The organism is Brevibacillus ruminantium, assembly GCF_023746555.1.
GTDB lineage: Bacteria > Bacillota > Bacilli > Brevibacillales > Brevibacillaceae > Brevibacillus > Brevibacillus ruminantium.
In genome coordinates this window covers 4,235,048-4,259,288 of sequence record NZ_CP098755.1, presented here as the reverse complement: position 1 = coordinate 4,259,288, position 24,241 = coordinate 4,235,048, and the positions used below count along the sequence as shown (strand labels likewise).

Here is a 24,241-nt window from a genome sequence, read left to right as displayed (position 1 = left end):
TCATCGGGTTAACACCACCCCGTGCTCTGGTTGCCAGTTGACGAACAGTTGGTCGCCTTCACTGACGGGCAGGAGCTGATCTGTTTTTTCCACCGCGACAAAGGGAACGCCGCCGTGCAAGGTGACGACGGTCCGTGTAATGCCTCCGCAGTAAATCCGCTCCGTCAGGCGTGCGGGGATCTGTACCAGACGACCGGGCTCCGTATCCACTGGCTCCAGACTTAAAGCTGATTTTTCCGGCCGGATCGCTACTGTTACCTTTTCATTTTCCGGTACAGACTGAAAAGCAGTGGCGACCTGTATGCCCTCGCAGTCAATCAGCATCCGGTCTGTATCCCGGCCTGTAACTGTTCCGGTCAGCAGGTTGGTTTCTCCGATAAATTCTGCAACGAACCTTGTAGCGGGACGGTCGTAAATATCAGCAGGGGTGCCGACCTGTTCGAGAACGCCTTTGTTCATCACGGCGATCCGGTCGGACATGGTCAATGCTTCCTCCTGATCATGTGTGACGAAAACAAAGGTGACGCCCAATTGTTTTTGCAGATGTTTCAGCTCGACTTGCATTTGCTTGCGCAGCTTTTGATCCAGTGCGCCGAGCGGTTCGTCGAGGAGCAGCACCTTGGGATTGTTGACCAAGGCCCGGGCGATGGCAATCCGTTGCCGCTGCCCGCCGCTCAGCTGGTCCGGTTTTCGCCCGGCGTAATCCTCCAGCTGGACCATTCGCAAAGCGTGTTTTACTCGCTGGTCGATCTCCCCCTTTGACACTTTTTTGACACGCAAACCAAACGCTACATTTTCGAAAGCGTTCAGGTGTGGAAAAAGGGCATAGCTTTGAAACACGGTATTCACATCACGGGCATAAGCGGGCAAATTCTCGACGAACTCGCCATCTAGCTTCACGTGACCGGATGTGGGATGTTCAAAACCGGCAATCATGCGCAGCGTCGTCGTCTTGCCGCAGCCGCTGGGACCGAGCAAGGTGAGAAATTCGCCCTTCTCGATATGGAGGGACAGATCGTGAACGACTGTATGTTGGCCGAAGCGCTTGACGACATTTTGAAGCTCCACCATAGGACCTAGCATGGGAACCCCCCTCACTTTCTTTTCGTACCTTTAGTCACAAGCAAAAATAATGCCAATTTCGAATATTCAAACGAATGCGCGTGTAAACAGGAAAAAGGAAGCAGACGACAGGAAAAACCTCGCTCGTTGCTTCCTAGAAATTAGAATACTTTCTCATCGTTGAGAAGTCGATGTCCCTCCAGTTTTCGATATAAAGTCGCCAGGCCGATGTCCAGCTTTTCGGCTACCAGCTTTTTCGCCTCCAGTGAATAGCCGTACTGCTGCAGCATGCTGTAGAGGATTTGCCGCTCGTGCCGGAGAATTCGCTCTTTCAGCGGTTGATCACTTTCGCCCGGTCCTGTAATGCCGCTGACGCTGTGATGCTGACGGATGCGCATCGGTACGCTCTCCATGCCGATGTACGGAGAGACTTCCATGTTGACGGCATACTCGATCGCATTTTCCAGCTCGCGCACATTTCCCGGCCAGTGGTAATGCATGAACAAGGCGCGCACCTCCGGGGTAAAATCGAGGATCGGATGGTTCAGCAGCTCGCGGTACTTGGCCAAAAAATATTCCATCAGCAAAGGGATGTCCTCCACCCGCTCCCGGAGTGCCGGCATGTGCAGCGGAATGACGTTGAGCCGGAAGTAGAGGTCTTCGCGGAACTCACGGTCACGCACCATTTCTTCCAGGTTTTTGTTCGTAGCGGAGATGACCCGGATGTTGACCGGGATGAGCTGATTGGAACCGACGCGCTCGACCTGCTTGCTTTGCAGGACATGAAGCAGCTTCACCTGCAGATGGAGCGGCAGGTCGCCGATTTCGTCCAAAAAGATGGTCCCTCCGTCTGCCAGCTCGAACTTTCCCGCTTTGCCTTCCCGTTTGGCGCCGGTAAAGGCTCCCGCTACGTAGCCGAACAGCTCGCTTTCCAGCAGAGTTTCCGGTATGGCGCCGCAGTTGACGATGATAAAGGGTCCGTTGCGACGATTGCTCGCGAAGTGTATGGCGGCCGCGAGCATGCCTTTTCCTGTGCCGCTTTCACCTGTGATGAGAATATTGGAGGTGCCGCGCGCGACTTGCTCGGCCTGCTTGATTACCAGTGCCAGCGAGCGGCTTTTGCCGATGATTTCGGAGAAGTAGAGATCTTTATGTTCATTGGTGAGGACATAGGCGAGGCGGCGCATGTCCGCCATGCGGCGAAACGTAGCGACGACACCCGTGACCCGGTCATCGACGTGAATGGGACGGGCGGTGACGATGAAATGCATTTCGTGGTCACCCAGCCGGTAGATTTCCTCCTGCTCGACATACCCGGAGCCGGTTTGCAGGACTTGCAGCATGGGGGAGTCCGTCCAGATTTCGCCAAGGGACGTGCCGATCAAATCCTGCTTGGCTCGCTGGATCAGCTGCTGTGCAGTGTGGTTGCAGGTAATGATCGTGCCCCGCTCGTCAATCGCGATGATGCCTTCATGGATCGACTCGATCAAGGTTTCCAGCTTGGTAAAGGTCTTTTTCCACTCGTTCCAGGCTTCCTGCTCGGCAATTTTCCCCGTGAGAAGCTCGGTCATGCGCTGGAGAAACGTGAGATAGGCCAGGCGATTGTGGATCAACTGCCGCCTCTGTGTTTCCGTAAAGGCGATCAGGCCAATCACCCCAATGACCCTGCCTTTGTAATGGATGGGCGTACAAAGCTCCGCCAGTTCATCGGTTACACCGGCTAACACCGATGGATCATAAAAGGGATCGCTGCGTGCATCCTCGATGAAAAACGGCTGATTGGTCGTCAAGACACGGCCGTACAGATAACCGGCGTCGATCTGGCCGTCCTCCTCCTGGAGGTTGATCCGTTCCTTGTATTTGCCTGTGCCAGCGATGATCGTCATCGTGTCGTCGACGATCTCGGTCTCAATCTGCAATGCCGCCGAGATCGCTTCTGCCACCTGTTGGGTAATCTCCTGAAATTCCCGTAAAATACTCATCGCATCTCTCCTCCCATATACGAGGTGTTCATTCACAGCCAGAGATTCTTACTCTACAAAACCACCTTCGACAAAAAATGATTGAATCCTCTCAATTTTGGGAATATTTATCAAGGAGGAATTTATCTTGAGAATAGAGAAGCAGCATGATTTCCGCATATTTGTGACGTAGAATAGAGACAGAGATATCCAGACAACGGACTTCTTCATAAGGAGCATATGCCCGTTTTGGGGATAAAAAACGGAAATTCTCTGGTTGGTAGGGAGCTGCAGGCGTATGTCCGGAGAGAAAGGTAGTTGATTCAAGTGAGAATCCCATCCATTGGCGGTGTGATCCTGGCCGGAGGAAAAAGCAGTCGAATGGGTCAGCCCAAAGAGTTGTTGCCATGGAAAGAAGGCACACTGATTGCCCATTTGCATAAAGAATTGACAGGGGCAGGCCTCCCCTGCCTGATTGTCTCCCATGCACCGGAAACAATCGAGAGGATGGGGGGAATGCAGGCTGACGCTGCGGTGGACGTAGTCCGGGACCAGGTCCCTTCCTGCGGGCCGATCAGCGGGATCGTGACGGCTTTTCGCCTGCGGAGCGAAGAGGTTCTGCTAGTGCTCTCCTGCGATTTGCCGTTCGTGGAGCAAAAACATTTAAAGAAGCTCATCGACTACGCCGCACAACAGAGTGACTGGGATGCGGTGGTGGTCAAGACGGGAGATCGGGTTCATCCCTTGCTGGCTTTGTACCATCGACGGTCCCAGCCTTACTGGGAGGAAGCGCTGAGCGCAGGTCAGTACCGCCTGATGGAGGTTTTGCAAAAGCTGCGCATCGTCTGGACGCCTCCTGACCTGCTGGACGCTTGGGCGGCTTATAACGCCAATACGCCGGAGGAGTACAGATGCGCTTTGGAGGAAAAGAAAAAGAGGGAATCGGCTTCCCTCTGATTCGCTGTGTTTGGCCCGCTAAGACAAAATGACCCGCTGCGGGTTTGTGTACACATTCATTTTGTCCTGGCGAATAAAGCCAATCGCCGTGATGTTCAATTCCTCGGCCAACTGCAGGGCCAGCTCGGTTGGTGCGGATTTGGACAAGATGATGCTGGCTCCGATCTTGGCAGCCTTTAGCAGCACCTCCGAAGAAATACGACCGCTAAAGGTGAGAATTTTATCCGCTGTCCCGATATCGTTGCGCAGACAGTATCCGTAGATCTTGTCCAGTGCATTATGCCTGCCGATGTCGGAATACTGCAGCAGCACCTGATCCGGGCTGCAGAGAGCAGCGTTGTGGACGCCGCCTGTCTGACGGTGGATATCCGATGAGGCCTGCAGGGTGTTCATCAGCTGGAGGCATTGCTCCGGCGTGACGGTAACGCCGTCCTCTGCTGGCTTGGCTGTCCGTGCATCGCTGAAAAAGTAGAAGGACTGTCTGCTCTTTCCACAGCAGGAGGTGATGCGCCGCTTGGAGTAAAAGCTCTGGGACAAAATCGTCTGCTGATGGGTATCGACGTAGGCGAAGCCTTGTCCCTCGTCAATGGTTACCTGTTTGACATCACTGTAGGATCGAATGGCCCCTTCAGCCGCCAAAAAGCCGATCACCATGTCCTCCAGGTCGGAGGGGGTGCAGACAATCGTGGCAAACTCCTCGTCATTCAGAAAGATGGTTAAGGGGTATTCGGTAACGATCTCGTCATCCTCCCAGGCGGACTGTCCTGTCTGTATCTTCAAAACAGGCCGCGTAATGGTTTGGGACAATTGAGACATGGGAGCCTCCTCCTTCTCTCGCGAATCTGGCATATCAAAAAAATTTTGAGGAACATATTGTCGAGTAAGCGCTCACATGGTAGTATACTATGTGAGGTTTTGGTTGTCACAAAATTTTCACCTTTTTGCGAAACAGTTCACAAATTGACACGGGATAGCGCACCTGTCGCCGGTTCATTTGTCTGAACTGTCCAAATGTGAATACCAAACACTAGCTGTTGATGCTGAAGTAGCGACCCTGCTGATGATTAACTGCCGTGTTTCATCTTTTCCACTGCTGTCGGTTTTGCGACGGGGGTATGTAAAGATGGACCCGGCAGTTTTCTTGTTTTCGGGGCGCTCTTCTGGATCGCCCCTTCATTCGTAAAAAAGGAGATGAATCGCATGGAGCAAAAACTGAAGAACCGCTGGCTGATCGCAGCGGCTGCGGTGGGCATCCACCTCTCTATCGGTTCGGTGTACGCCTGGAGCGTTTTTACCAACCCGATCAAGGACCAGTACGGCTGGGAACTGAAACAGGTACAATTGGCATTTAGTATCGCGATTTTGTTCCTCGGTCTGTCTGCCGCGTTTCTCGGTCACTATGTAGAGAAACACGGACCGCGCAAGGCAGGAATCTTGGCTTCTATCTTTTTCGGAATAGGGATTACAGGATCAGGGATTGCGATGAAAATGGGAAGTCTGCCGCTGCTCTATCTCTGCTATGGCGTATTGGGCGGAATCGGTTTGGGCGTCGGTTATATTACACCGGTCTCCACACTGGTAAAATGGTTCCCGGACCGCCGCGGTTTGGCAACGGGTTTGGCCATCATGGGCTTCGGCTTTGCGTCGATGATTGCAGGTCCGATTATTCAGGCGCTGATTGAAAGCGTTGGCATTCCGAACACATTCTTTATCCTGGGTATTATCTATTTCATCGTGATGTTTGCCTCTGCTCAATACCTCGCTCCACCGCCGCAGGGCTGGGTGCCGAAGGGATACTCTGCAGAAGCGAGTGCAGGACAAAAGCAAATCAAAAAAGATCTCTGCCAGCTTACTGCCAATGAAGCGGTAAAAACAAGAAGATTCTACTGGCTGTGGCTGATGCTCTTTATCAACGTAACCTGTGGGATTGCGATTATCTCGGTTGCATCGCCGATGGCGCAGGAAATCGCCGGCATGTCTGTCGGTATGGCTGCTACCATGGTAGGGCTCAACGGTTTGTTTAACGGAGCCGGACGGATCGGCTGGGCGTCCATGTCCGATTTTATCGGGCGTCCCAATACCTATACCGCCTTTTTCGCGATTCAAATCGTACTGTTCTTCCTGCTGCCAAGTCTGACCATGCAGACGCTTTTCATGATCGCCATGTTTATCATCATGACCTGCTACGGCGGAGGATTCGCCTCCATCCCGGCCTACATCGGCGACCTGTTTGGAACCAAGCAGCTCGGCGCTATCCACGGCTACGTCCTGACGGCGTGGGCAGCAGCCGGATTGGCTGGTCCAATCTTTGCAGCCTGGGTTCGTGAAAAAACAGGCAGCTACACAGGCACACTGTCTGTCTTTGTGGGGATGTTTGTGGTTGCGCTGCTCATCTCGCTGATTGTGCGTCTCGATATCAAAAAACTCAAGGATGAAGCGGCAAGGAAAGAAAACTCTGTTGAACTGGCCAGCTAGGTAATGGTAAAGTCATTAGTAAGATCAATTTAGTAAAAGGTGACTTACTTCGATGAATAAATATGAAGCTGAGTTCAGCAATCTGGTCAGAACCTTTCGAAAGCGCCATATGGGCAAGGGGCCGAGCAAGATCGTCACGACCTTTTGTAAAAATTGGGCGATTTGTGAAATGGAGGGGAACCTCTCCCCTGTAGAAAAGTTCATTGCGACTGCTGATGAAGGGAAACAGATGCTCCGCGCTGCCCGGACGGAAATGGTCAAAGAGATGTATCGCAAAAACCGTCCGATTGAAATGGAGTCGTTTCTGGGTGCGGCTCTCGTAGATTTATTCGTCGATATTGACATTGAACGCGATTTTGGCATGTCCATCTTCGTATTTGACCAGGACATCGAAAAAAAGTTCAAGAATCTGCCGTAAGCCTAGTCGAGGCAGTTGCGCTGCCCGGCGTTTGTTAGACGGAGTATCGCGTCATACACGTAAGGTGCGAGGTAGCGATCCTGCCAAAGAACCACCGTGGACATTCCCGATTTCATCTGGGGGTTGTTTCACGGTGGTTATTTTCATGATGAACAGTGCGAATCATCTCGATTGACTTGGGGAAGCCATGAGAGGAGCGAGTTAGCATGGGCAAGACGAAACATACAGGTCCCATCAAGCTGGATACGTCATGGAAACCGTCCTTGTGGTCATCTTTGGTGCCGATGGGGTTGGGAAAAGTAAAGCCGCATCATATTCGGGACACGATGAAGGTCATCTATGAAAACAGAGACAATCTGGGCTACGCGTACCGAATCCTGACGCAGGGTGTCTGTGACGGATGTGCGCTGGGTGTATCCGGTCTGTATGATCAGACTCTGAGCGGTCCGCATTTGTGCACAACACGGCTCAACGTCCTGCGGCTCAATACGATGCCAGCCATCGAACCGAAATGGCTGGAAAACGTGGCGGAGCTAAAGAAGCTGTCCAGTACCGAGCTTCGCAAGCTGGGCCGGATTCCGTACCCGCTTTCCCGAAAGCCGGGTGAAAACAAGTTTACGAGAATCAGTTGGGAAGAAGCGCTGAACCGGATCGCGACCAAGATCAGAGCCGTTTCTCCCAAACAGATCGCTTTTTTCCTGACATCTCGCGGCATTACCAACGAGGTTTATTACACGGCAGGCAAAATGGCCCGTTTTCTCGGGACGAACAATATCGACAATTCATCCAGAATTTGCCATTCGCCCAGTAAAACGGCATTGAAACGTTCGCTGGGGATCGGCGCATCCAGCTGCAACTACAAGGACTGGATCGGCACAGATGTCCTCGTCTTTTGGGGATCAGTACCGGCCAATAATCAGCCTGTGTCCACCAAGTACATGTACGCGGCCAAAAAAGCAGGGACGAAGATCATCCTGATCAATCCCTACCGGGAGCCGGCCATGGAGAACTACTGGATTCCTTCAGTTCCCGACAGCGCGCTTTTTGGCACCAAGATCGTCGATGATTTCTATCAGGTGAACATTGGCGGAGACATCGCTTTTATGAATGGAGTCATGAAAATCTGGTTCGAGATGGAGGAAGCGCAGCCCGGCTCAGCCATCGACCATCGATTTTTGCAGGAGCACGCCAACGGTCTGGAGGAGCTGCGGGCGCATGTGAAGGCGCAGGAGTGGGCAGCGCTGGAAAAGTCAGCGGGCATGGGCCGGGAGCGAATGGAGGAGTTTGCCCAGTTGATCGCCGGAGCCAAATCAGGTGTCTTTGTCTGGTCGATGGGCTTGACGCAGCATCGTTTTGCGACGGACAACATCTCCCAGGTAGCCAATTTGGCGATATTGCGCGGCTTCATCGGGAGAGAGCACTGCGGCTTGATGCCGATTCGGGGCCATTCCGGCGTACAAGGCTCGGGTGAGATGGGCGCCGATCCCTTCAGCTTGCCGGGCGGTGATTTTGACGAGCCAAACAGACAGCGCGTGGAAAAGGTTTGGGGCTTTCCGGTCCCGGATTGGCAAGGAGATATCGTCGGCGTTTCCCTGGAAAATGCTTTGCTGCCAAGCGGTCATGAGCGCAAGACGCGCCTGTTGTACACGAGCGGCGGCAATTTTCTGGAGACGATGCCTGATCCGGCTTTCATGGAAAATTGCCTGAAAAACATGGAAATGCGTGTGCATCAGGATATTATTTTCAACACCTCCACACTGGTTGATGCCAAGGAGGAGGTGATCGTGCTGCCGGCGATGACGCGCTATGAGCAGCCGGGCGGAGGAACCTCGACGAGTACGGAGCGCATGGTCTATTACAGTCCGGAGGTAGAAGGACCGCGCATCGGGGAAGCCCGGGCAGAGTGGGAAATCTACGTCAGTCTGGCAGCGCGAGTCGATCCGAAGCGAAAGCATCTCATGCAGTTTGCGAGCACCGAGGAGATACGCAAAGAAATCGCGCTCGCCAATCCCCACTACGACGGGATTCAGCATCTGAAGCAAAAAGGAGATGTCTTTCAGTGGGGCGGAGCCTGGCTGTGCGAGGGCGGGATTTGTCCGACGCCCGACGAACGGGCCCGGCTGCTTCCGATCGAACTGCCGGAGCTGCAGCGGCCGACGGGACAATTTTACGTTACGACCCGCAGGGGAAAGCAGTTCAACTCCATGATCTACGGGGAAAAGGACCCTTTTAATGCAGCGGATCGCTATGATGTGCTGATCCATCCTGATGACGCCAAGGGCTTGCACATCCGCGAAGGAGAAGCGATCGTGGTCTACAATCAGTTCGGTGTCTTTCAGGGCAGGGCGAAATACGCGGAAACCCTGCAGGGGAACATACAGGTGTACTGGCCAGAGGGGAATGTCCTCATCCCTAAAGGTGTATATGAAAAATTTGCGGGCATCCCCGAATACAATACAGCGGTTACGGTGGAAAAAGCAGATCGTTATACGGCTGGGAAGGATTTAAAATGTCGGGAAAAGCGGGTAGACGATCTGGAGGTCGATGTAAGCTGATCAGGACCCGCCTACGTGCCAGGGAGCATCCAGAAGGAGGAACAAACAATGCGCTTTCAGCGACAGACCATCAGCGTGGAAGAAGCGGTCAAGATACTTTTGTCCGACCTGGAGACACCCAGGGAGGAGCAGGTGGGAATATACGAAGCGGCCGGGCGTATTTTGGCCCGGGATATTACAGCCACCTGCGATTTGCCGCCATTTGACCGCTCGCCGCTGGACGGTTTTGCGGTGAGAGCGGAGGATACGGCTGGGGCCACGGTTGACCAGCCGGTCTCGCTAGAAGTCCTGGAGACGATCGCTGCCGGCGACGTCCCCGCGAAGACCTTGACACCGGGTACGGCCAGCCGCATTATGACAGGCGCGATGCTGCCACAGGGAGCAAATGCGGTCATCATGTTTGAACAGACCGAACAGCCAGGGGAGTGGTCTCGACAAGTGCGGGTCAAACGCTCGCTCATTGCCGGCGAAAACCTTTCCAAACAAGGGGAAGAGGTGCCCATAGGGAGTATCGTCGCCAAAGCGGGAGAGCGGATCAACGCCGGAACGCTGGCAGTTCTCGCTACCTTCGGCTATGCGCAGGTACCGGTGGTGCGCAAGCCGCGTGTCGGTTTGCTATCAACGGGGCCCGAGCTGCTGGAGATCAATGAGCCGATGAAGCCGGGGAAGATTCGCAACAGCAATGCGATTATGCTTGCAGCGCTGATTGCGGAAGCGGGCGGGATACCGGTTCCGCTGGCGGGCCTGCCGGATGAACTGCCGCTGGTAAAAAGGCAGTTGGAAGAGTGTCTGCAGGATGTTGACCTTTTGGTTACCTCCGGCGGGGTCTCTGTCGGAGATTTTGACGTGATGGCTTACCTGGCGGATGAACCCGATGTGACCCTCCTGTTTAACCGCGTAGCCATGCGGCCCGGCACACCGACCACAGCCCTTATCTACCAAAACAAACGGATTTGTGCGCTCTCGGGCAATCCGGGTGCCTGTTTTTTGGGAGCGCATCTGTTTCTCCTGCCGTTGGTGCGCAGCCTATCCGGAGAGCGGCATTCCCAGGCAAAGCGAATCCAGGCGGTGCTGGGGGAGACCTACGACAAGCCTTGTCCCTATCCGCGCTTTTTGCGGGGAAGGCTGACGGAAGAGGCTGGGCAGCTCATCTTCTGGCCGGATTGGAATCATAAGGCAGGCAACCTCTGCACGATGTCAATGAGTGAAAGCTTTGGCATTATTCCCCCCGGGGGCAGAGGGAAGCAGGCGGGAGAGCTGATCGAGGTTCTGCCCCACACCATGCCGAGCTGGAGCAGGGAGGGATAAAAGATGGCGAAGCAACCGGTAGTCCTGCAGCTTGTCGGCTACTCCGATTCAGGAAAAACAACGCTTCTGACCAGGCTGATTCCGGGAATCGAGCAGGCGGGGATTCGCGTTGGCATCGTCAAGCATGACGGCGGGCATGACTTTGAGTGGGACCAGCCTGGCAAAGATACGTGGAAGTACCGGGAAGCAGGGGCATCGCTGGTCGCGATCACATCCCGGACCAAAACAGCGATGCTGGAACAGCGGCCCCTCGCGTTATCTGAGCTGATCGACAGGATGGCAATGGCTCAGGCCGACCTGGTGCTGGTCGAAGGCTTTAAACGAGAGAGCTACCCGAAATTGGTTCTGCTGCGGCGGCCCGAGGATCAGGAGCTGCTGTCGCTGGTGACGGCCCCCGTTGCGATCATCAGTTGGGAGGCGTTTGCCCATCCTGTTTTGCCTGTGTTTTCGATTAACGATACGGATGGGATTCTACACTTTATACGGAAATATTATGAAGATGGTTGGGGAAAAGGGGCGCGATAAGCGTCCTTTTTTGTAGAAGCTGATCCGTCGCTCGTCAATTTACATTTTTTGTATATTCATGTCGTTTTCGTACACATCGTGCGAACATTGCGCTACAATAGCTTTGGGAGGGATACCATATGGAAAAACAATTGCCGCAACGCTGGGATCTGGATGTGTTTTTTCCCGGTGGAAGTGCATCGGAAGCATTTCGTACATATTTGGAAAAACTGGAAACCGAGATTGACAATCTGCGCTCGCAGTTGACGCAGGAAGACTTTTCATTGCGGGAACCAGCGGTGTTTCAGGCAGTGCTGGTCACTGTGCAAAGCATTGCTGTTCGCTTGAAAGAAGCAGGCTCTTTCATCTCTTGCCTGACCGCGCAAAATGTAAAGGATGAGCAGGCGCCACTGCTCGGAGGACGCGTCAAAAGCTTGTCTGCCGCTTTTGCATCGGCACTGACCACGTGGGATGTGCATTTGCTGAAGCTGGATGAGCAGGCGTGGAGTGAGATGCTGCGTCTCCCAGAAGTGGAGCCGGTGACGTTTCCGTTGAACGAGCGCCGCAGACGGGCTCAGGAAAAGCTCTCGCCAGGGCAGGAGATGCTGGCAAATGATCTCGCTGTCGACGGCTATCACGCTTGGCAGGATCTCTACAATGCTGTCGTCGGCCGCATGAGCCTGGAAGTAGAAGTGGAGGGCGAGACCAAACAGGTGTCGGTCGGACAGGCAGCCAACCTGATGTATCATCCGGACCGTACTGTTCGGGCCCAGGTTTTTGCCAAGTGGGAAGAAGCGTGGGCGCGTGAGGCCGACCTGGCGGCGAAAGCGCTGAACCATCTGGCCGGCTATCGTCTGAGCCTCTACCGTCATCGCGGCTGGGATTCCGTCCTGCGTGAGCCGCTTGATATCGGCCGGATGCAAGAGAAGACACTGGATGCCATGTGGCAGGCGATCAACAATCGCAAGGATCGCCTGGTCGCCTATCTAGAGCGGAAAGCAAAGCTGCTCGGAGTGGAAAAGCTGAGCTGGTACGATGTTGCAGCTCCGATCAGCAGCAATCAAAAGAAAATCCCCTATGATGAGGCGGCAGCCTTTATCCTGGAGCATTTCGGCCGTTTTCATCCGGCGCTGGCTGATTTTTCCCGGAAAGCTTTTGAGGAGGCTTGGGTCGAGGCTGAGGATCGGGCAGGAAAAAGGCCGGGCGGCTTCTGCACCAGCTTTCCCGTAAAAGGCCAATCGCGCGTCTTCATGACCTATGCCGGAAATGCCAAAAACGTGTCGACGCTGGCGCATGAATTGGGTCACGCCTATCATCAGCAGGTGATGAGCGGATTGCCCCCGTTTGCCCAGAATTACGCGATGAACGTCGCCGAGACGGCATCGACCTTTGCGGAAATGATTGTAGCGGATGCCGCTGTGAAAAACGCATCCAGCAACGAAGAGCGCATCTCCCTTCTGGAGGATAAACTGCAGCAATGCGTTGCCTTCTTCATGAACATTCAGGCGCGCTTCCTGTTCGAAACCAGATTCTACGAGCAGCGGAAAAAGGGTCTGGTCAGTGTAGGCGAGCTGAATCGCTTGATGGTCGAGGCACAGAAAGAAGCCTACAGTGATGCTCTGGCTGAATATGAACCGCATTTCTGGGCATCCAAGCTTCACTTTTATATCACGACCTATCCGTTTTACAATTTCCCGTACACCTTTGGCTATCTCTTCAGCTTGAGTGTGTACGCACGCGCACTGAAAGAAGGGCCCGGCTTCGCCGAGAAGTACGATGCGCTCCTGCGCGATACGGGACGGACAACCGTGGAGGATTTGGCGATGCGTCATCTGGGTGAAGATATTACGACGGTGGAATTCTGGCAGACAGCTGTTGATTTGGCGGTTGCCGATATTGACGAATTCCTGCGTTTAACTGAATAGCGCATTTGAAAGGGGAAAGACCGGTCTTTGGCAGACCGGTTTTTTTGTGTTCCTTCCGAGAGCTTAGCCCTCTTCCGCTGAGCCAGGCCCTTTTGCTTTTGTAAAGCTGGACCTTCAACCTTAAAGAAACCTTTACCTGACATTGACGACAGCCATACGAACTTTTCGTACAGTGAAGAGGAACACAGCAATATTCAAGATCCATTCGAAAAAACAACTGCATCAGGGATAGGGCCATACAGTCAGAAAAAATGACTCGGGGGGATCAGCATGGATACGGCAAGTCATCTGTTGCTGGGAGTAACATTGGGAGGATTGGCCTATGTCAGTCCTGCGGTTGCGAGTGATCCGACTCTTGCACAAGCCGTCATGATTGCCACGGTGGTCGGCTCTCATGCTCCTGACTTCGACACGATTGTCAGGGTGCGCGGCGAAACGACCTACATCCGCTATCATCGGGGAGTGACGCATTCGATTCCGGCGCTGTTTATCTGGCCGGGTGCGATCTCTCTGCTGCTGTCAGCCGGTTACGAGTTGTGGCAGCATCTGGGGCTTCTCTATCTATGGGCCTTGATGGCTGTGGTGTTTCACGTTTTTCTCGATACGCTGAATACGTACGGCGTGCAATGCCTGCGTCCGTTCTCACAGCGCTGGATACATTTGGACATTTTATCGATCTTTGAACCGTTTCTGTTCGGTCTGCACAGCGCTGCTGTCATCTGGTGGGTCTTCTTCCAAGGCAAAGCGGAACTTATCTTTCCTATCGTTTATTTGATTACCTTTTTGTATATCGTATTGCGCGCCCTCCAGCATCGCTGGCTGGTTCGTCAGGTGCAAAGCCGGATTGGTCTGGCAGGCATTTATCATGTCATTCCCAGCTTTCATCCATTTCTCTGGAGATTTGTCGTGGAGACGGACCGCCATTTTTATACCGGAAAGATAGAATACCGGCATGTCCGTCTGGAGGACGTCTATCAAAAAGAAAGCCGCAATGAAATCATCCGGGCCACGATCGGAATGGATGGGGTACGGGCCTTTCTCGGATTTGCCCAGCGGATTCATGTCACCTGGAAGGAGCTGCACGACGGGTATGAGGTGACCTGGAGCGACGTGCGTTTTTGGTACGACCACAAGCTGCCCTTCGGTGTCGATGTCCGATTGGATCGAGAGTTGAATGTCGTATCGCTGAAAATGGGCTGGCGAAAAAAAGCGTGGAACCCTCCTTTTGTATAGGAGCGAATGGTCACGGAGCGCAGGGATCTTCCTGCGCTTTTTCTATATACGAAAAAGCGAGAAAGCCCTCCTCGGGGCATTTTTTGTTGACAAAGAATGGGGGAAAGGATAGAGTGAAAGAAAATAAATTATGTTCGATGGTGATCGAATGAATAAACTATATTCTATTGATATAGAATTCTCTCTGGTATATGAATGTCTGGTTAGTTTCTATGCGTATGTGAATCAGAAGGAAGCGAAAAATCTCCAGCTTGGCGCAGAATGGCGAGAGCAGACGAAACAGCGGCTCCCCGCTTCCTTTGCATCCGAGCTGGAGGATGAACGCTGGGAGGTATTGCATCGGGTTGTTTTGCTTGCCGCACAATCTCCGGCGAAAGAGTCGGTGGAACAGTTTTTGGACTGGCTGGCGGGATTGCCGGCTGGTGAAATGTACGAGCGCCTGGCGCCGTGGGTCGATTCGATCCCGCTCAATCTGGGAGAAATCCGCGATCAGTCCCTGCGGCTGCTGACCCGTTGGCATGAGCATTATTTCTCGCATATCCCCAAACAGAGATGGGAGCGACTGCGGGAAAGCGCTGCGATCCTTCAAAAACGGGCAGCCAGCGTAGAGGCTCCCGCGCTGATCGATGAAGCGACAAACGGCATCTGGATTGAGCCTTCCGACCATTTGAAGCGAGTCGTGCTGGTCCCTCAGGCGCATTGTGCTCCGACGACTATCCTGGACTTCCATCGCGGCATGGCTACTGTCCTGTATCCTGTCATCGATGGAGAGATTATCAAGGAAGATACACTGAAGCAATTGCTGATGCTGACACAGTGTCTGGCCGACGAGAAACGGCTGTTGATTCTCCAGACATTGGCAGAGAAAAACGCTTCGCTCCGTGATTTGCAGCAGGCCGTTTCGTTGGCGAAAAGCACCGTGCATCACCATGTCACTGCACTTCGGAGGGCGGGACTGATCCGTGCCCATTATCTCGACTCCACCACCGCCCAGTCGTACAGCTTGCGGACATCCGCACTGAACCGGCTGCCGCACCTGCTGTCTGATTTTCTTCAAAAGGGAGGCGGCCGCTGATGGGCAGATGGAACCGAATCTGGGCCTCGCAGCATCCCATCGTCCATCTATTGATGGGCGGGACTGTATTTGTCATGCTGACGCAGTCCATGAGTCTGCCCTATTTGGCAATTTTACTGAGTCAGACGACTGCTCTTACCCCGGCGGAGATCGGGATGATTATTGGAGCCGGGCCACTGGCAGGGATGGTAGGCGGCTTTTTGGGCGGGGTGCTGTCCGATCTGTTTGGACGACGGAAGCTGATGCTGCTCTCCATGCTGCTGATGGCGGTCGCTTACGCCGGATTTGTCGTCACCAGTGATCCACTCATGCTCCTGCTTAACAGCATTTTAAGAGGGCTGGCTGGTACGTTTTTCGGCACGGTATCCAAAGCCTTGATGGGGGATTTGACCCCCGAAGAGAAGCGTTTTCGCGTTTTTGCCAATCGCTATATGGCGATCAATCTGGGGTTTGCCATCGGACCGATGCTGGGAGCCTATCTGGGAATCGCGGGCAACGGCAGCATGTTCTGGCTGACGGCGGTCATGTACGTCTTGTTTGCCGGATTGCTGTGGTATTTTTGCAGGCATTACGGTGTCGGGGATATGCCGGCCAAGGATGAGCAGAAAAATCAACCGGGCGTCTCCCAAATGTGGAAGGTTCTAAGCAGGGATGGGGCTCTGCTGATGTTTGTTTTGGGCGGAGTGCTTCTGGTGACCGTTTACGGTCAGATGTCGGTCACTTTGTCCCAGTATGTACACAGCGAGATCAAAGGCGGAGTGGCGCTTTTCAGTGCCTTGATGAGTGTAAACGGGTTCACGGTATTGCTGCTGCAAATCCCCTTGACGAGATGGGCAGAGCGCTTTACGCTGTTCCGACGGATGATCGCCGGAGCTGTTCTGATGGCAGCGGGAGAAGTGGGCTTTGCGTTTTCCCTCGGATGGACGGAATTTATCCTCGCGATGATCGTGTTTACTTTGGGGGAAATCCTGATTATTCCTACCGAATACGCTTTGATCGACCAGATCTCCCCGCCGCAGATGAGGGGTACTTACTACGGAGCGCAAAGCTTCAGTGAATTGGGCAATTTCCTTGGACCGTGGGCAGGCGGCTTGATTTTATCCATTTATGGAGGGCCGATCATGTTTCTCGTGATGGCAGTGTTGGCGCTCGTCAGCCTGGTCTTTTATGGAGCAGGCCGATCGCTGCACGCCAAAAAGCAAAAGGAGAAAGCATGGGTAGTCTAATATGCAGATTGCACAAAACCCGGACAAAGATAGTTCGGGTTTTTCCTGTTTGTCCATCCAGGTGCATATAGTAGAAGGAAAGGGATCAGGAAGGATGGGATGATGCTTTGAAGAGAGGGGAAAGCGCGAGAAACTTGTCCAATCGGCGAAACCGGCAAAACCGGCGAGATCAGCCAATCATCACGATCGGGACCCAGATCGAGCAGGCGGCCTTTTTGCTGCTGCGAGCAGTCACGGGGATTATTTTCTGGGCGCATGGATTGGCAAAATGGAAGCAGGGGCTGGGGACGGTAAGTGAGTGGTTCGGCAGTGTCGGACTGCCGGAATGGCTGGTTTATCCGGTGATCGTGATCGAGCTGGCAGGAGGGATGGCACTGATTCTCGGAGTCGCTACCCGCTATGCCGCCTGGGCGCTGGCGGCTATCATGGTCGGCGCGATTCTCACAGTCAAATGGCAGAACGGTCTAATCGGCGGGGCGGGAAAAAACGGCTACGAGCTGGACCTGGTGCTGCTTGTCATAACCGTTTATCTCGGGGTGAGGGGGAAACGCCTACAGCCAGGGAATTGAAAAAAGGGGACACTTGCACATAAAAAACCGCTCTTATCCAGCGGTTTTTTCTCTTGATGCGCCCATGAAAAAGCAGGCGTTTACCGGTAAAAGGGCTGCTCCCACCAGCCTAGCGAGACAATCAGTTCAACCGCGTCACCCTCGGCGGGAAAATGAAAAAGCAGGGCGGTTCCCGGAGCCAGTATCCATTGCCCAGATTTTTCGCTTGTGACCGATGTGTGGGCAGGGACGATGTGTGTAGCCGCGGTGGTGCCATCCGAGGGAACCGGGCCCGCATCCTGGACGATTTGACCTTGAGCGGAGGGACAGGCAGGGAATTGGATGAACCCGGATGTTATCTGCGGGGAGACAACCGGATTTCCCAGCGAGGACGCTTTGCCGAACCACAGCTTGGCTTCGACCGAATGATCTGACGAGCGATTCGTGATCGCAAATTCATTGATATACAGGTGAACGCCGGAACGCTGCGGATTGATCAGGCCTCCTGAGGCGGCCGTACCGTTACCTGCAGATATGGGGCTGGTCTGTCCCAGATAGTACTTGCATTGCAATGCCATCGCTGCGGCCAGTGGATATTCCAGATGGATATTACGCGGTTCATCGGTTTGCTGACGGGGATAAGGGAAGTAGCCCATCTGCATGTACATATCCGTCATGCCGTAGTAGTAGGGTGCCTGTGATAACAGGTGTTTTGCCATCGGATTCGCGCTCCTTCTGGGAAACTCACCTACAGGATATGGCAGTTGCCCGATTGCGGTGCTAGGCATTTTCGCTGAAGATATCAATTCCGCGCCGGGTGAGAGCTTCGACAGCGTGGCCAACGGGCATGCGGGGCAGCCCTAAATCGTTGGCCACTGCATCCTCTATTTCCTTCACCGATTCCAGAATCCGCTTTTCCTCCCGTCCATCTACGTGCATGATCAGCAGGGAGTTGTTTTTCAGGGAGACACAGCGCGCGCGGTCCAGCTGGTATCGGTGAATCCGCAGGCAGGTGAGAAAAGTGCTGTCAGGATGAAAAGAGCGGACGATTTCGGGGGAAAAGTCAGCAGGCTCTCGTCGTTCATCCGGATGAAAATGCCAACTGTCGCTGACCAGCTCCCCACCCCGGTAACGCTGATAGCGGTAACGGCCCGGCTGTTGCCGATCAGGAGCAATCCGAATCGCCTCCGATCCAAAGGGGGACGAGTTGTCCGGTTCTGTAAAAAAGCGGACAGGGCGAAACAAGGGAGCGGCAGAGCCAACGTCGACATAGAGCGGTTCATGATTCAACTCGGGAAGCCTCACGATGATTCCGGCATGAGCAGTTCCAACCAGTACGAGATGTGCAACGAAACCGAGATTCTGCAACAACTGCAGAAAATGAGTGTGGAGGGTATAGCAGGTACCGCCGAAGTGAAACTCCTGTGCTGCCTGCAAAAAGAGATCCGGAGCCGGGATGGACGGAACGTCGCTTTTTTCCGCCTGTATCAGCTTGCTTACATTTTCAAAGGGAAATGCTTGCAAATGAGCACGGCATAAGTGGCCAAGGTAAGCAAAGCTGGCAGGCTGCACATCCAGTCCGAGATGACGCAGATACGTTTGCGTCCAGTTCGACATTGCTGGTTCCTTTGATTCTGACATCGCTTAGCCTCCGCTTCTTGTGATTTTTCTCGCGAGCTGTTTGAGAGTATCTATCTTTCTAACGAGTTGTTTGAGAGTATGCTTGTGTATGAATTTTCTGCTAAATATGAGCGAGCTTCTTCCAGGGGAAGAAGCCGATCATACTTGTTGTACGGATCAGGAAGCGGATTTCCAGGCCTGAATCGCAAGCAGCGCCCAGCCGATCAAAAAGAGTACCCCTCCAAACGGAGTAATGGCTCCCAGTACCTTGACGTTCGTCAGACTGAGGGCGTACAGGCTGCCCGAAAACAGGATGATTCCGATGAAAAAGCACCAGCCTGCCCAGTTCAGCGTAGAAGATCCCGGGAAAAGCTTGATCAGAACGGCAACCGCAATCAAGGCGAGTGCATGAGTAGCTTGGTAAGTCACACCGGTTTGAAAAATGCCGATCGCATATTCATCCAGCTTTTGTTTCAAACCGTGGGCGGCAAAAGCACCGAGTGCAACGGACAAAAAGCCATTGATCGCACCCAGAAGCAAAAAGATACGCACGTAAGATCGCTCCTTTTTAAGGGGTCATTTCCATTTCTATTGTACCCCATGAGGTACCGCTCTGCCCAATTGCAAATTGATGAACACGCCCTGTTTACTCGTCCAAACCGCTTGGCCACCTCTCGCATAGGGTGTAGTAAATCCAGCAGAAGTTAGTGCTGGGTGAACGGGAGGTGACAAAAGATGAACAAATGGCTGTCGCTTGTAGGCGGTTTGTTTGGCGGCTACGGATTGCTGAAAGCGCCGTTGGACGGCTCCTTCCTCTCTGGTCTGAATCCTGTCGTGGATGGTATAGGGATTATCGCCATGCTCGTTTTCTCCGGGGCACTTATCTTTTACGGTGTACGCGACATGATTCAGAAGTAAAGTGATGTAGGGGATACAGTGATTTCTAAAAGGAAGTGGCGGTGTCTACAAACGTAGGCACCGCTTTTCGTTTGAAGCAGCGGAAAAAGTGTACGAGCTTTGGAAAGTAAGTTTGATGGTTGAAGGTGGGGTAATTGTCGCAAGGTTGTTTTTAGTGTTTGTTCCTAGTCCAAATCTCGGCAACGGTTGAAATGAATTGGTGGAAAACATGAGCAATAAACTCAAACATCATAAACCACCTTTGGAATCGACTTTAATAATAGTACGTATTGGGAAAGTTTGGGTTTCGACCCTTTTACAAAGGATAACGTGATTCTAACTTACTGGGCTCTTTTTACACATCGGTAATAGATAAAGACCGAACGGAATTGCGAACGCCGTGAGAAGAAGGGTTCGATTGGATTGCTGGGCTTAGTGGCAAGAAGTCGATTTAACACAGCGGTAATTTTGGATAGAGCGAGGCGAGTTTTCAGTCTTGGTGATAAAAAATTCCCTCGGGAAAATCCCGAGGGCTGGTTGATGGAAATGATGATTACTCGATATATTTGCTTGTTATATTGGACACACCCGCTCGCTGTCCTCCTTCAACATTCATCCGGAAATAATAGATCCCGGAAGCAAAGGAGGGTAATTTAGCAATTACTTCATCCGTTGTAGAGGTAATAGGGCTATCCACTTCCGCGTTTTGCCATGTCTGTTGGTCTGTTGAATATTGAACTTTAGCCGAGGTAACCCCCGTTAGTTGGGAAAATGACAGAAATACAAATACATCTCCCAATTCATTTTTAGCGGTTCCATAAGCAACTAAGTCAGTAATCGGTTTTGAGCTATTCTCGACTTATTCCCTTCTCTTGAGGGTTTTCGTTCGAGCCTACACCGTGCGGGCGACTTTCATCGCACACGGCGTTCCATCAACGGATAAGAAGTTGTTTACAATGGGCAACTCTATTGTAGGACGAATGGTCGGCAAAAGAACGATTGAGTAAAAGGATTGAGACAAAATTGAGACTGAACAAGACTATGACAATATACACAACAATCGAAATCAGGGATTTATTGGAAGAGAGATTTACTGGGTTCTTATTACACATCGGTAATTGGGTAGAGAAAATGCCCTTAGGAATTAACCTAAGGGCAAACTTACACTATGGCTTGATAAAAGTAAATGCATTACCAACATTGGTCTGATTATCGGCAGTTTTGACTTGAACGGACACTCCATCTCCACTATCTATTGCTGTAATAAAAGAAATATCAAATCTAGTTACTCCGTAAGCTTTAGTTGGTAATAGAGGAACGTTCGTTGCACTGGCACTTCGTGAAACGCCATTGATTCCATAAATTTCAGTAGTAGACTGGTCATTGTTTGTCACGTAAATATCAATTGTAAACACATAACCAATGATTGGATTGGAGTTTTGATCCAGTGCAGTAACAGTTACGAATTTTGTACCGCTACCATCAAGCGGTCGATCAATTTCTGCTGTGAATTTTGGTTCGCTATTCTCGTTTTATACCTCTCTCTATTTTGGTTTTATAACGAGCCTACACCGTGCGGGCGACTTTCATCGCACACGGCGTTCCATCACCGGATAAAAAGGAAAAGGTTTTACAACGGGCAACCCTATTGTACGATGAATGGTCGGCAAAAGAACGATTGAGTAGAAGGATTGAGACAAAGTTGAGACTGAACAAGACTATGACAATACAAAACACACGGTTTGATGCAGCCAGCAGAAAACGGCTTGCCAAGACACGAGGCCATCGTAATTTAACAGAACCGTAATTATGATAATTAGGTTTCTCGGCGTGAGAATATTGCTACTAGAATAAAGCACCAAAGTAAAGTCTCAAATAAACTAGTACTAAGATTAAGGTGAAAAACAATACTCCTTAAATTTATCGTTTAAATCCTATTATTACCAGATGTCTGGGAAAACCATCTATTTTGATTTAACACGATAGTTAGGGAAGAAAGAACGATGAATAGCCAAGCAGTTTTGGACGTTCTAAACAGCCTGGAAGTGGTTGACATGCAAGGTGGAGAAGACTCTTATATCCTTGTTGATAATAACGAGAAGAAGAAGAACGACCACAAAGGCGAATGGGACGTGACAATGCAAAGAAGAACAGTCATTTGTGAAGATAAAAAACCCCCGGGGTATCCGGGAGTTCGTTGATGGATATTTTAGTGACCAGTCTTTTTAATTACATTGCCGTTAATATCCTTGACCGCTCCATCAATAAAGGTAACGAAAGCTCCTGATATTAAAGGCACATCCTCAGGATGTTTGGTACGAACATTTAATGTAGGTCGACTTGCGTCAGTTACATCCCACGTCATTTCGGTTGCATAGTACCCTAAATTTATGCGAGACGCACCTTTGGGTCCTTGCCATAACCAGTCAACGACTGTCTTGGGATCAGATTTTGATAATGTTTCACTGGATAAAGCTTTATCAAACTGGATGACAACCTTTTTAAAGCTGCTTTCTGATACAAGCAGGGTTCCAATCGCAGGTTGATCGCTATTCTCGACTTATATCCTTCTCTTTTTGAGGATTTTCGTTCGAGCCTACACCGTGCGGGCGACTTTCATCGCACACGGCGTTCCATCAACGGATAAAAAGGAAAAAGAGTTACAACGGGCAACCCTATTGTACGACGAATGGTCGGCAAAAGAACGATTGAGTAGAAGGATTGAGACAAAGTTGAGACTGAACAAGACAATGACAATACACGCAACACACGATGTGCCATGGACTGATATCTCAGTCAGAAGGACACCAAGTTTTGAGCAATATACTGAAACGTGTAAGGTGCCGCGTTCCGCTTATATAACCGACGGTTGGTCGATAAAGGTTAACCTAAAAGATACGCGCCACTGAAGAACAAACGAGGCCTTATTTAACAAAAGAGAAAGTATGTACTGTAAATTAAGCTTAGATTACTATGAAATTATAAGACACATGGGGAGGCCTAAAGAATGAAACGAACAACATTTTGGGGACGAGATGAGAACGATGAACGCTTGGTTGAACAAATTATTGAGGGAAAGAAAACAGCTACCTGCACACCTAAATGTTGGTACGACGCTCTTCCAGAGGAAGCGACAGAGGTAGGAGAAATGCTAGAGGTCTTTAGTAAAAAGGGCGAGTACATGTGTACAATCGAAATAACAAAAAAATATGAAGTTCCATTTGGTCAAATTGATGATGAAACAGTAAGAGGAGAAAACTGTGTATCTTATGAAGAATTTCGCAAGGACCATATATTTGCATGGGAAAATGATCTGAAAAGAGAAGGAAAAGAATTAAATGACCACACAATCATTGTTGTGGAGCACTTTCGACTGATCAAGTAATTCGTTGATAAAATTAACGTAATACTTCTTTTGATAAATGAACGGCTCAATAGGGTCTGTCAGGATTTTCGTATTATGAGGTTAGCCAGCTAAAAACTGGCTGAACTTTTTTTATTAAAGAGGCTTTAGGTTAAAGGTAGCCGGACAGGACGTTCAAGAATTGGGGACAATGATTTCGTTACACACACTGTTCGTCCCCTACTTGTTGGATCATGTTTGAGCTGGTTGAGACATAGATCTCGAATGACAAGCGAAGCTATGAGCGACAAGAAGGATTGGGGCTACCGGCATGATATAAAGGAGAGGATGACGATGAACCCTGTAATTGGCCTGGATGTGTCAAAAGGTGAAAGCCATGGCCAAGCCTTCCTTGACAAGAACAAGCCGTACGGCAAAACATTTCGTTTTACTCATACAGCCGAAGGGGTTGCTCACTCTTTTGGATGTACTGAGATCGTTAGAAGTAGAAAGTGGCCTTCGCCCAGCTATTATTCTAGAGGCTACTGGTCATTACCATTTTCCGCTGGTGGAACTAGCTGAAGAACACAGTTATAGACTTTATCTGCTTCATCCGTTATCTTCACAACGGGCGAAGAAATCCCATCTTAGGAAGGTCAAAACTGACTTGGCGGATGCCTTCCATTTAGGTGATTTATACTATCGAGAAGAGCTTGAGATTCATATTGGTATCGGCAGTAAAATTGCAGCCGCTGTTTTATCCGAGATTGGTGAAATTGAACGATTTGATCATCCCAAAAAACTAGTTGCTTTTGCTGATGTAGACCCAAGCGTCTACTCTTCTGGTAAGTATACTGCAAGTTCGAACCGCATTACAAAACGGGGTTCCAAACGCCTCAAAAGGGCACTGTATATTGCGGAACAGTGTAGTTTAAGAAAGTACGGGAGCAAGCGATTACGTGAATACTATGATTTGAAACGAAAAGAAGGCAAGCCTCATAAAGTAGCCTTAATTGCTTGTGTGAATTATTACATTGGATTTACGCCATACTGGAACAAAAAGAGATGTATAAAACAGTTTGAACATTAATGGAATAGATGCCCAAAACCTTCCAACTAACCATCGAAAAGGAA

At 51.3% G+C, this 24,241-nt stretch carries 20 protein-coding genes and 1 pseudogene; 15 read left to right on the top strand and 6 right to left on the bottom strand.

What is annotated here, in order from left to right:
- Window positions 1-1,083: an ABC transporter ATP-binding protein gene (locus tag NDK47_RS20950; RefSeq protein ID WP_251871700.1), complete on the bottom strand. Its 1,083-nt coding sequence runs from the start codon at window positions 1,081-1,083 to the stop codon at window positions 1-3.
- A gap of 140 nt (window positions 1,084-1,223) precedes the next feature.
- Window positions 1,224-3,044, bottom strand: coding sequence for a sigma-54-dependent Fis family transcriptional regulator (locus NDK47_RS20945; protein WP_251871699.1), 1,821 nt, complete (start codon window positions 3,042-3,044; stop codon window positions 1,224-1,226).
- A 306-nt stretch (window positions 3,045-3,350) separates the two neighbouring features.
- Here NDK47_RS20945 and mobA point away from each other — a divergent pair, with 306 nt between their 5' ends.
- On the top strand, window positions 3,351-3,980 hold the full coding sequence (gene mobA, locus NDK47_RS20940) for a molybdenum cofactor guanylyltransferase (protein WP_251876307.1): 630 nt from the start codon (window positions 3,351-3,353) through the stop codon (window positions 3,978-3,980).
- Between the two features lie 18 nt (window positions 3,981-3,998).
- Here the strand turns inward: mobA and fdhD are convergent, their stop codons facing one another.
- Window positions 3,999-4,796, bottom strand: a complete 798-nt coding sequence (gene fdhD / locus NDK47_RS20935; RefSeq protein ID WP_251871698.1) for a formate dehydrogenase accessory sulfurtransferase FdhD — start codon at window positions 4,794-4,796, stop codon at window positions 3,999-4,001.
- Between the two features lie 384 nt (window positions 4,797-5,180).
- Between fdhD and NDK47_RS20930 the strand changes: the two genes are divergently transcribed.
- The 10 genes from NDK47_RS20930 (at window position 5,181) to NDK47_RS20885 (ending at window position 17,268) form a co-directional block, all read left to right on the top strand.
- A complete protein-coding gene (locus NDK47_RS20930) occupies window positions 5,181-6,455 on the top strand; it encodes an L-lactate MFS transporter (protein WP_251871697.1) in 1,275 nt (424 codons plus the stop codon).
- Window positions 6,456-6,507: 52 nt separating this feature from the next.
- Window positions 6,508-6,873, top strand: coding sequence for a Na-translocating system protein MpsC family protein (locus NDK47_RS20925; RefSeq protein ID WP_251871696.1), 366 nt, complete (start codon window positions 6,508-6,510; stop codon window positions 6,871-6,873).
- A gap of 206 nt (window positions 6,874-7,079) precedes the next feature.
- The gene (locus NDK47_RS20920; RefSeq protein WP_251871695.1) at window positions 7,080-9,428 is read left to right on the top strand and encodes an FdhF/YdeP family oxidoreductase; all 2,349 of its coding nucleotides are present in this window, start codon (window positions 7,080-7,082) and stop codon (window positions 9,426-9,428) included.
- A 48-nt stretch (window positions 9,429-9,476) separates the two neighbouring features.
- Window positions 9,477-10,736 (top strand): molybdopterin molybdotransferase MoeA, encoded by a 1,260-nt coding sequence (locus NDK47_RS20915; RefSeq protein ID WP_251871694.1) that lies wholly within the window; start codon window positions 9,477-9,479, stop codon window positions 10,734-10,736.
- 3 nt (window positions 10,737-10,739) lie between these two features.
- Window positions 10,740-11,261 carry a molybdopterin-guanine dinucleotide biosynthesis protein B gene (gene mobB, locus NDK47_RS20910; RefSeq protein WP_251871693.1) on the top strand — a complete coding sequence of 174 codons (522 nt, stop codon included), beginning with the start codon at window positions 10,740-10,742 and terminating at the stop codon, window positions 11,259-11,261.
- Window positions 11,262-11,380: 119 nt separating this feature from the next.
- The gene (locus tag NDK47_RS20905) at window positions 11,381-13,165 is read left to right on the top strand and encodes a M3 family oligoendopeptidase (protein WP_251871692.1); all 1,785 of its coding nucleotides are present in this window, start codon (window positions 11,381-11,383) and stop codon (window positions 13,163-13,165) included.
- 270 nt (window positions 13,166-13,435) lie between these two features.
- On the top strand, window positions 13,436-14,398 hold the full coding sequence (locus NDK47_RS20900) for a metal-dependent hydrolase (RefSeq protein WP_251871691.1): 963 nt from the start codon (window positions 13,436-13,438) through the stop codon (window positions 14,396-14,398).
- A 148-nt stretch (window positions 14,399-14,546) separates the two neighbouring features.
- Entirely contained in the window at window positions 14,547-15,473 is a 927-nt protein-coding gene (locus tag NDK47_RS20895) for a winged helix-turn-helix domain-containing protein (RefSeq protein ID WP_251871690.1), read from the top strand.
- Window positions 15,473-16,699: an MDR family MFS transporter gene (locus tag NDK47_RS20890; protein WP_251871689.1), complete on the top strand. Its 1,227-nt coding sequence runs from the start codon at window positions 15,473-15,475 to the stop codon at window positions 16,697-16,699. The genes NDK47_RS20895 and NDK47_RS20890 overlap by 1 nt, the downstream gene beginning before the upstream one ends.
- Window positions 16,700-16,833: 134 nt before the next feature.
- Window positions 16,834-17,268, top strand: a complete 435-nt coding sequence (locus NDK47_RS20885; protein WP_407653327.1) for a DoxX family protein — start codon at window positions 16,834-16,836, stop codon at window positions 17,266-17,268.
- Window positions 17,269-17,348: 80 nt separating this feature from the next.
- On the opposite strand, the gene NDK47_RS20880 is transcribed toward NDK47_RS20885, so the two are convergent.
- The 3 genes from NDK47_RS20880 to NDK47_RS20870 form a co-directional block, all read right to left on the bottom strand.
- The gene (locus tag NDK47_RS20880) at window positions 17,349-17,966 is read right to left on the bottom strand and encodes a DUF6143 family protein (RefSeq protein WP_251871688.1); all 618 of its coding nucleotides are present in this window, start codon (window positions 17,964-17,966) and stop codon (window positions 17,349-17,351) included.
- 61 nt (window positions 17,967-18,027) lie between these two features.
- On the bottom strand, window positions 18,028-18,888 hold the full coding sequence (locus tag NDK47_RS20875) for an arylamine N-acetyltransferase (RefSeq protein ID WP_251871687.1): 861 nt from the start codon (window positions 18,886-18,888) through the stop codon (window positions 18,028-18,030).
- A gap of 156 nt (window positions 18,889-19,044) precedes the next feature.
- Window positions 19,045-19,419, bottom strand: coding sequence for a DUF423 domain-containing protein (locus NDK47_RS20870; RefSeq protein ID WP_251871686.1), 375 nt, complete (start codon window positions 19,417-19,419; stop codon window positions 19,045-19,047).
- Between the two features lie 183 nt (window positions 19,420-19,602).
- Between NDK47_RS20870 and NDK47_RS20865 the strand changes: the two genes are divergently transcribed.
- The 4 genes and pseudogenes from NDK47_RS20865 (at window position 19,603) to NDK47_RS20850 (ending at window position 24,190) form a co-directional block, all read left to right on the top strand.
- On the top strand, window positions 19,603-19,785 hold the full coding sequence (locus NDK47_RS20865) for a hypothetical protein (protein ID WP_251871685.1): 183 nt from the start codon (window positions 19,603-19,605) through the stop codon (window positions 19,783-19,785).
- A 1,982-nt stretch (window positions 19,786-21,767) separates the two neighbouring features.
- Window positions 21,768-21,965 carry a hypothetical protein gene (locus NDK47_RS20860; protein WP_251871684.1) on the top strand — a complete coding sequence of 66 codons (198 nt, stop codon included), beginning with the start codon at window positions 21,768-21,770 and terminating at the stop codon, window positions 21,963-21,965.
- A gap of 806 nt (window positions 21,966-22,771) precedes the next feature.
- Window positions 22,772-23,149 carry an ASCH domain-containing protein gene (locus NDK47_RS20855; RefSeq protein WP_251871683.1) on the top strand — a complete coding sequence of 126 codons (378 nt, stop codon included), beginning with the start codon at window positions 22,772-22,774 and terminating at the stop codon, window positions 23,147-23,149.
- Between the two features lie 312 nt (window positions 23,150-23,461).
- A pseudogene (locus tag NDK47_RS20850) lies at window positions 23,462-24,190 on the top strand (transposase).
- The last annotated feature ends 51 nt before the right edge of the window (window positions 24,191-24,241 follow it).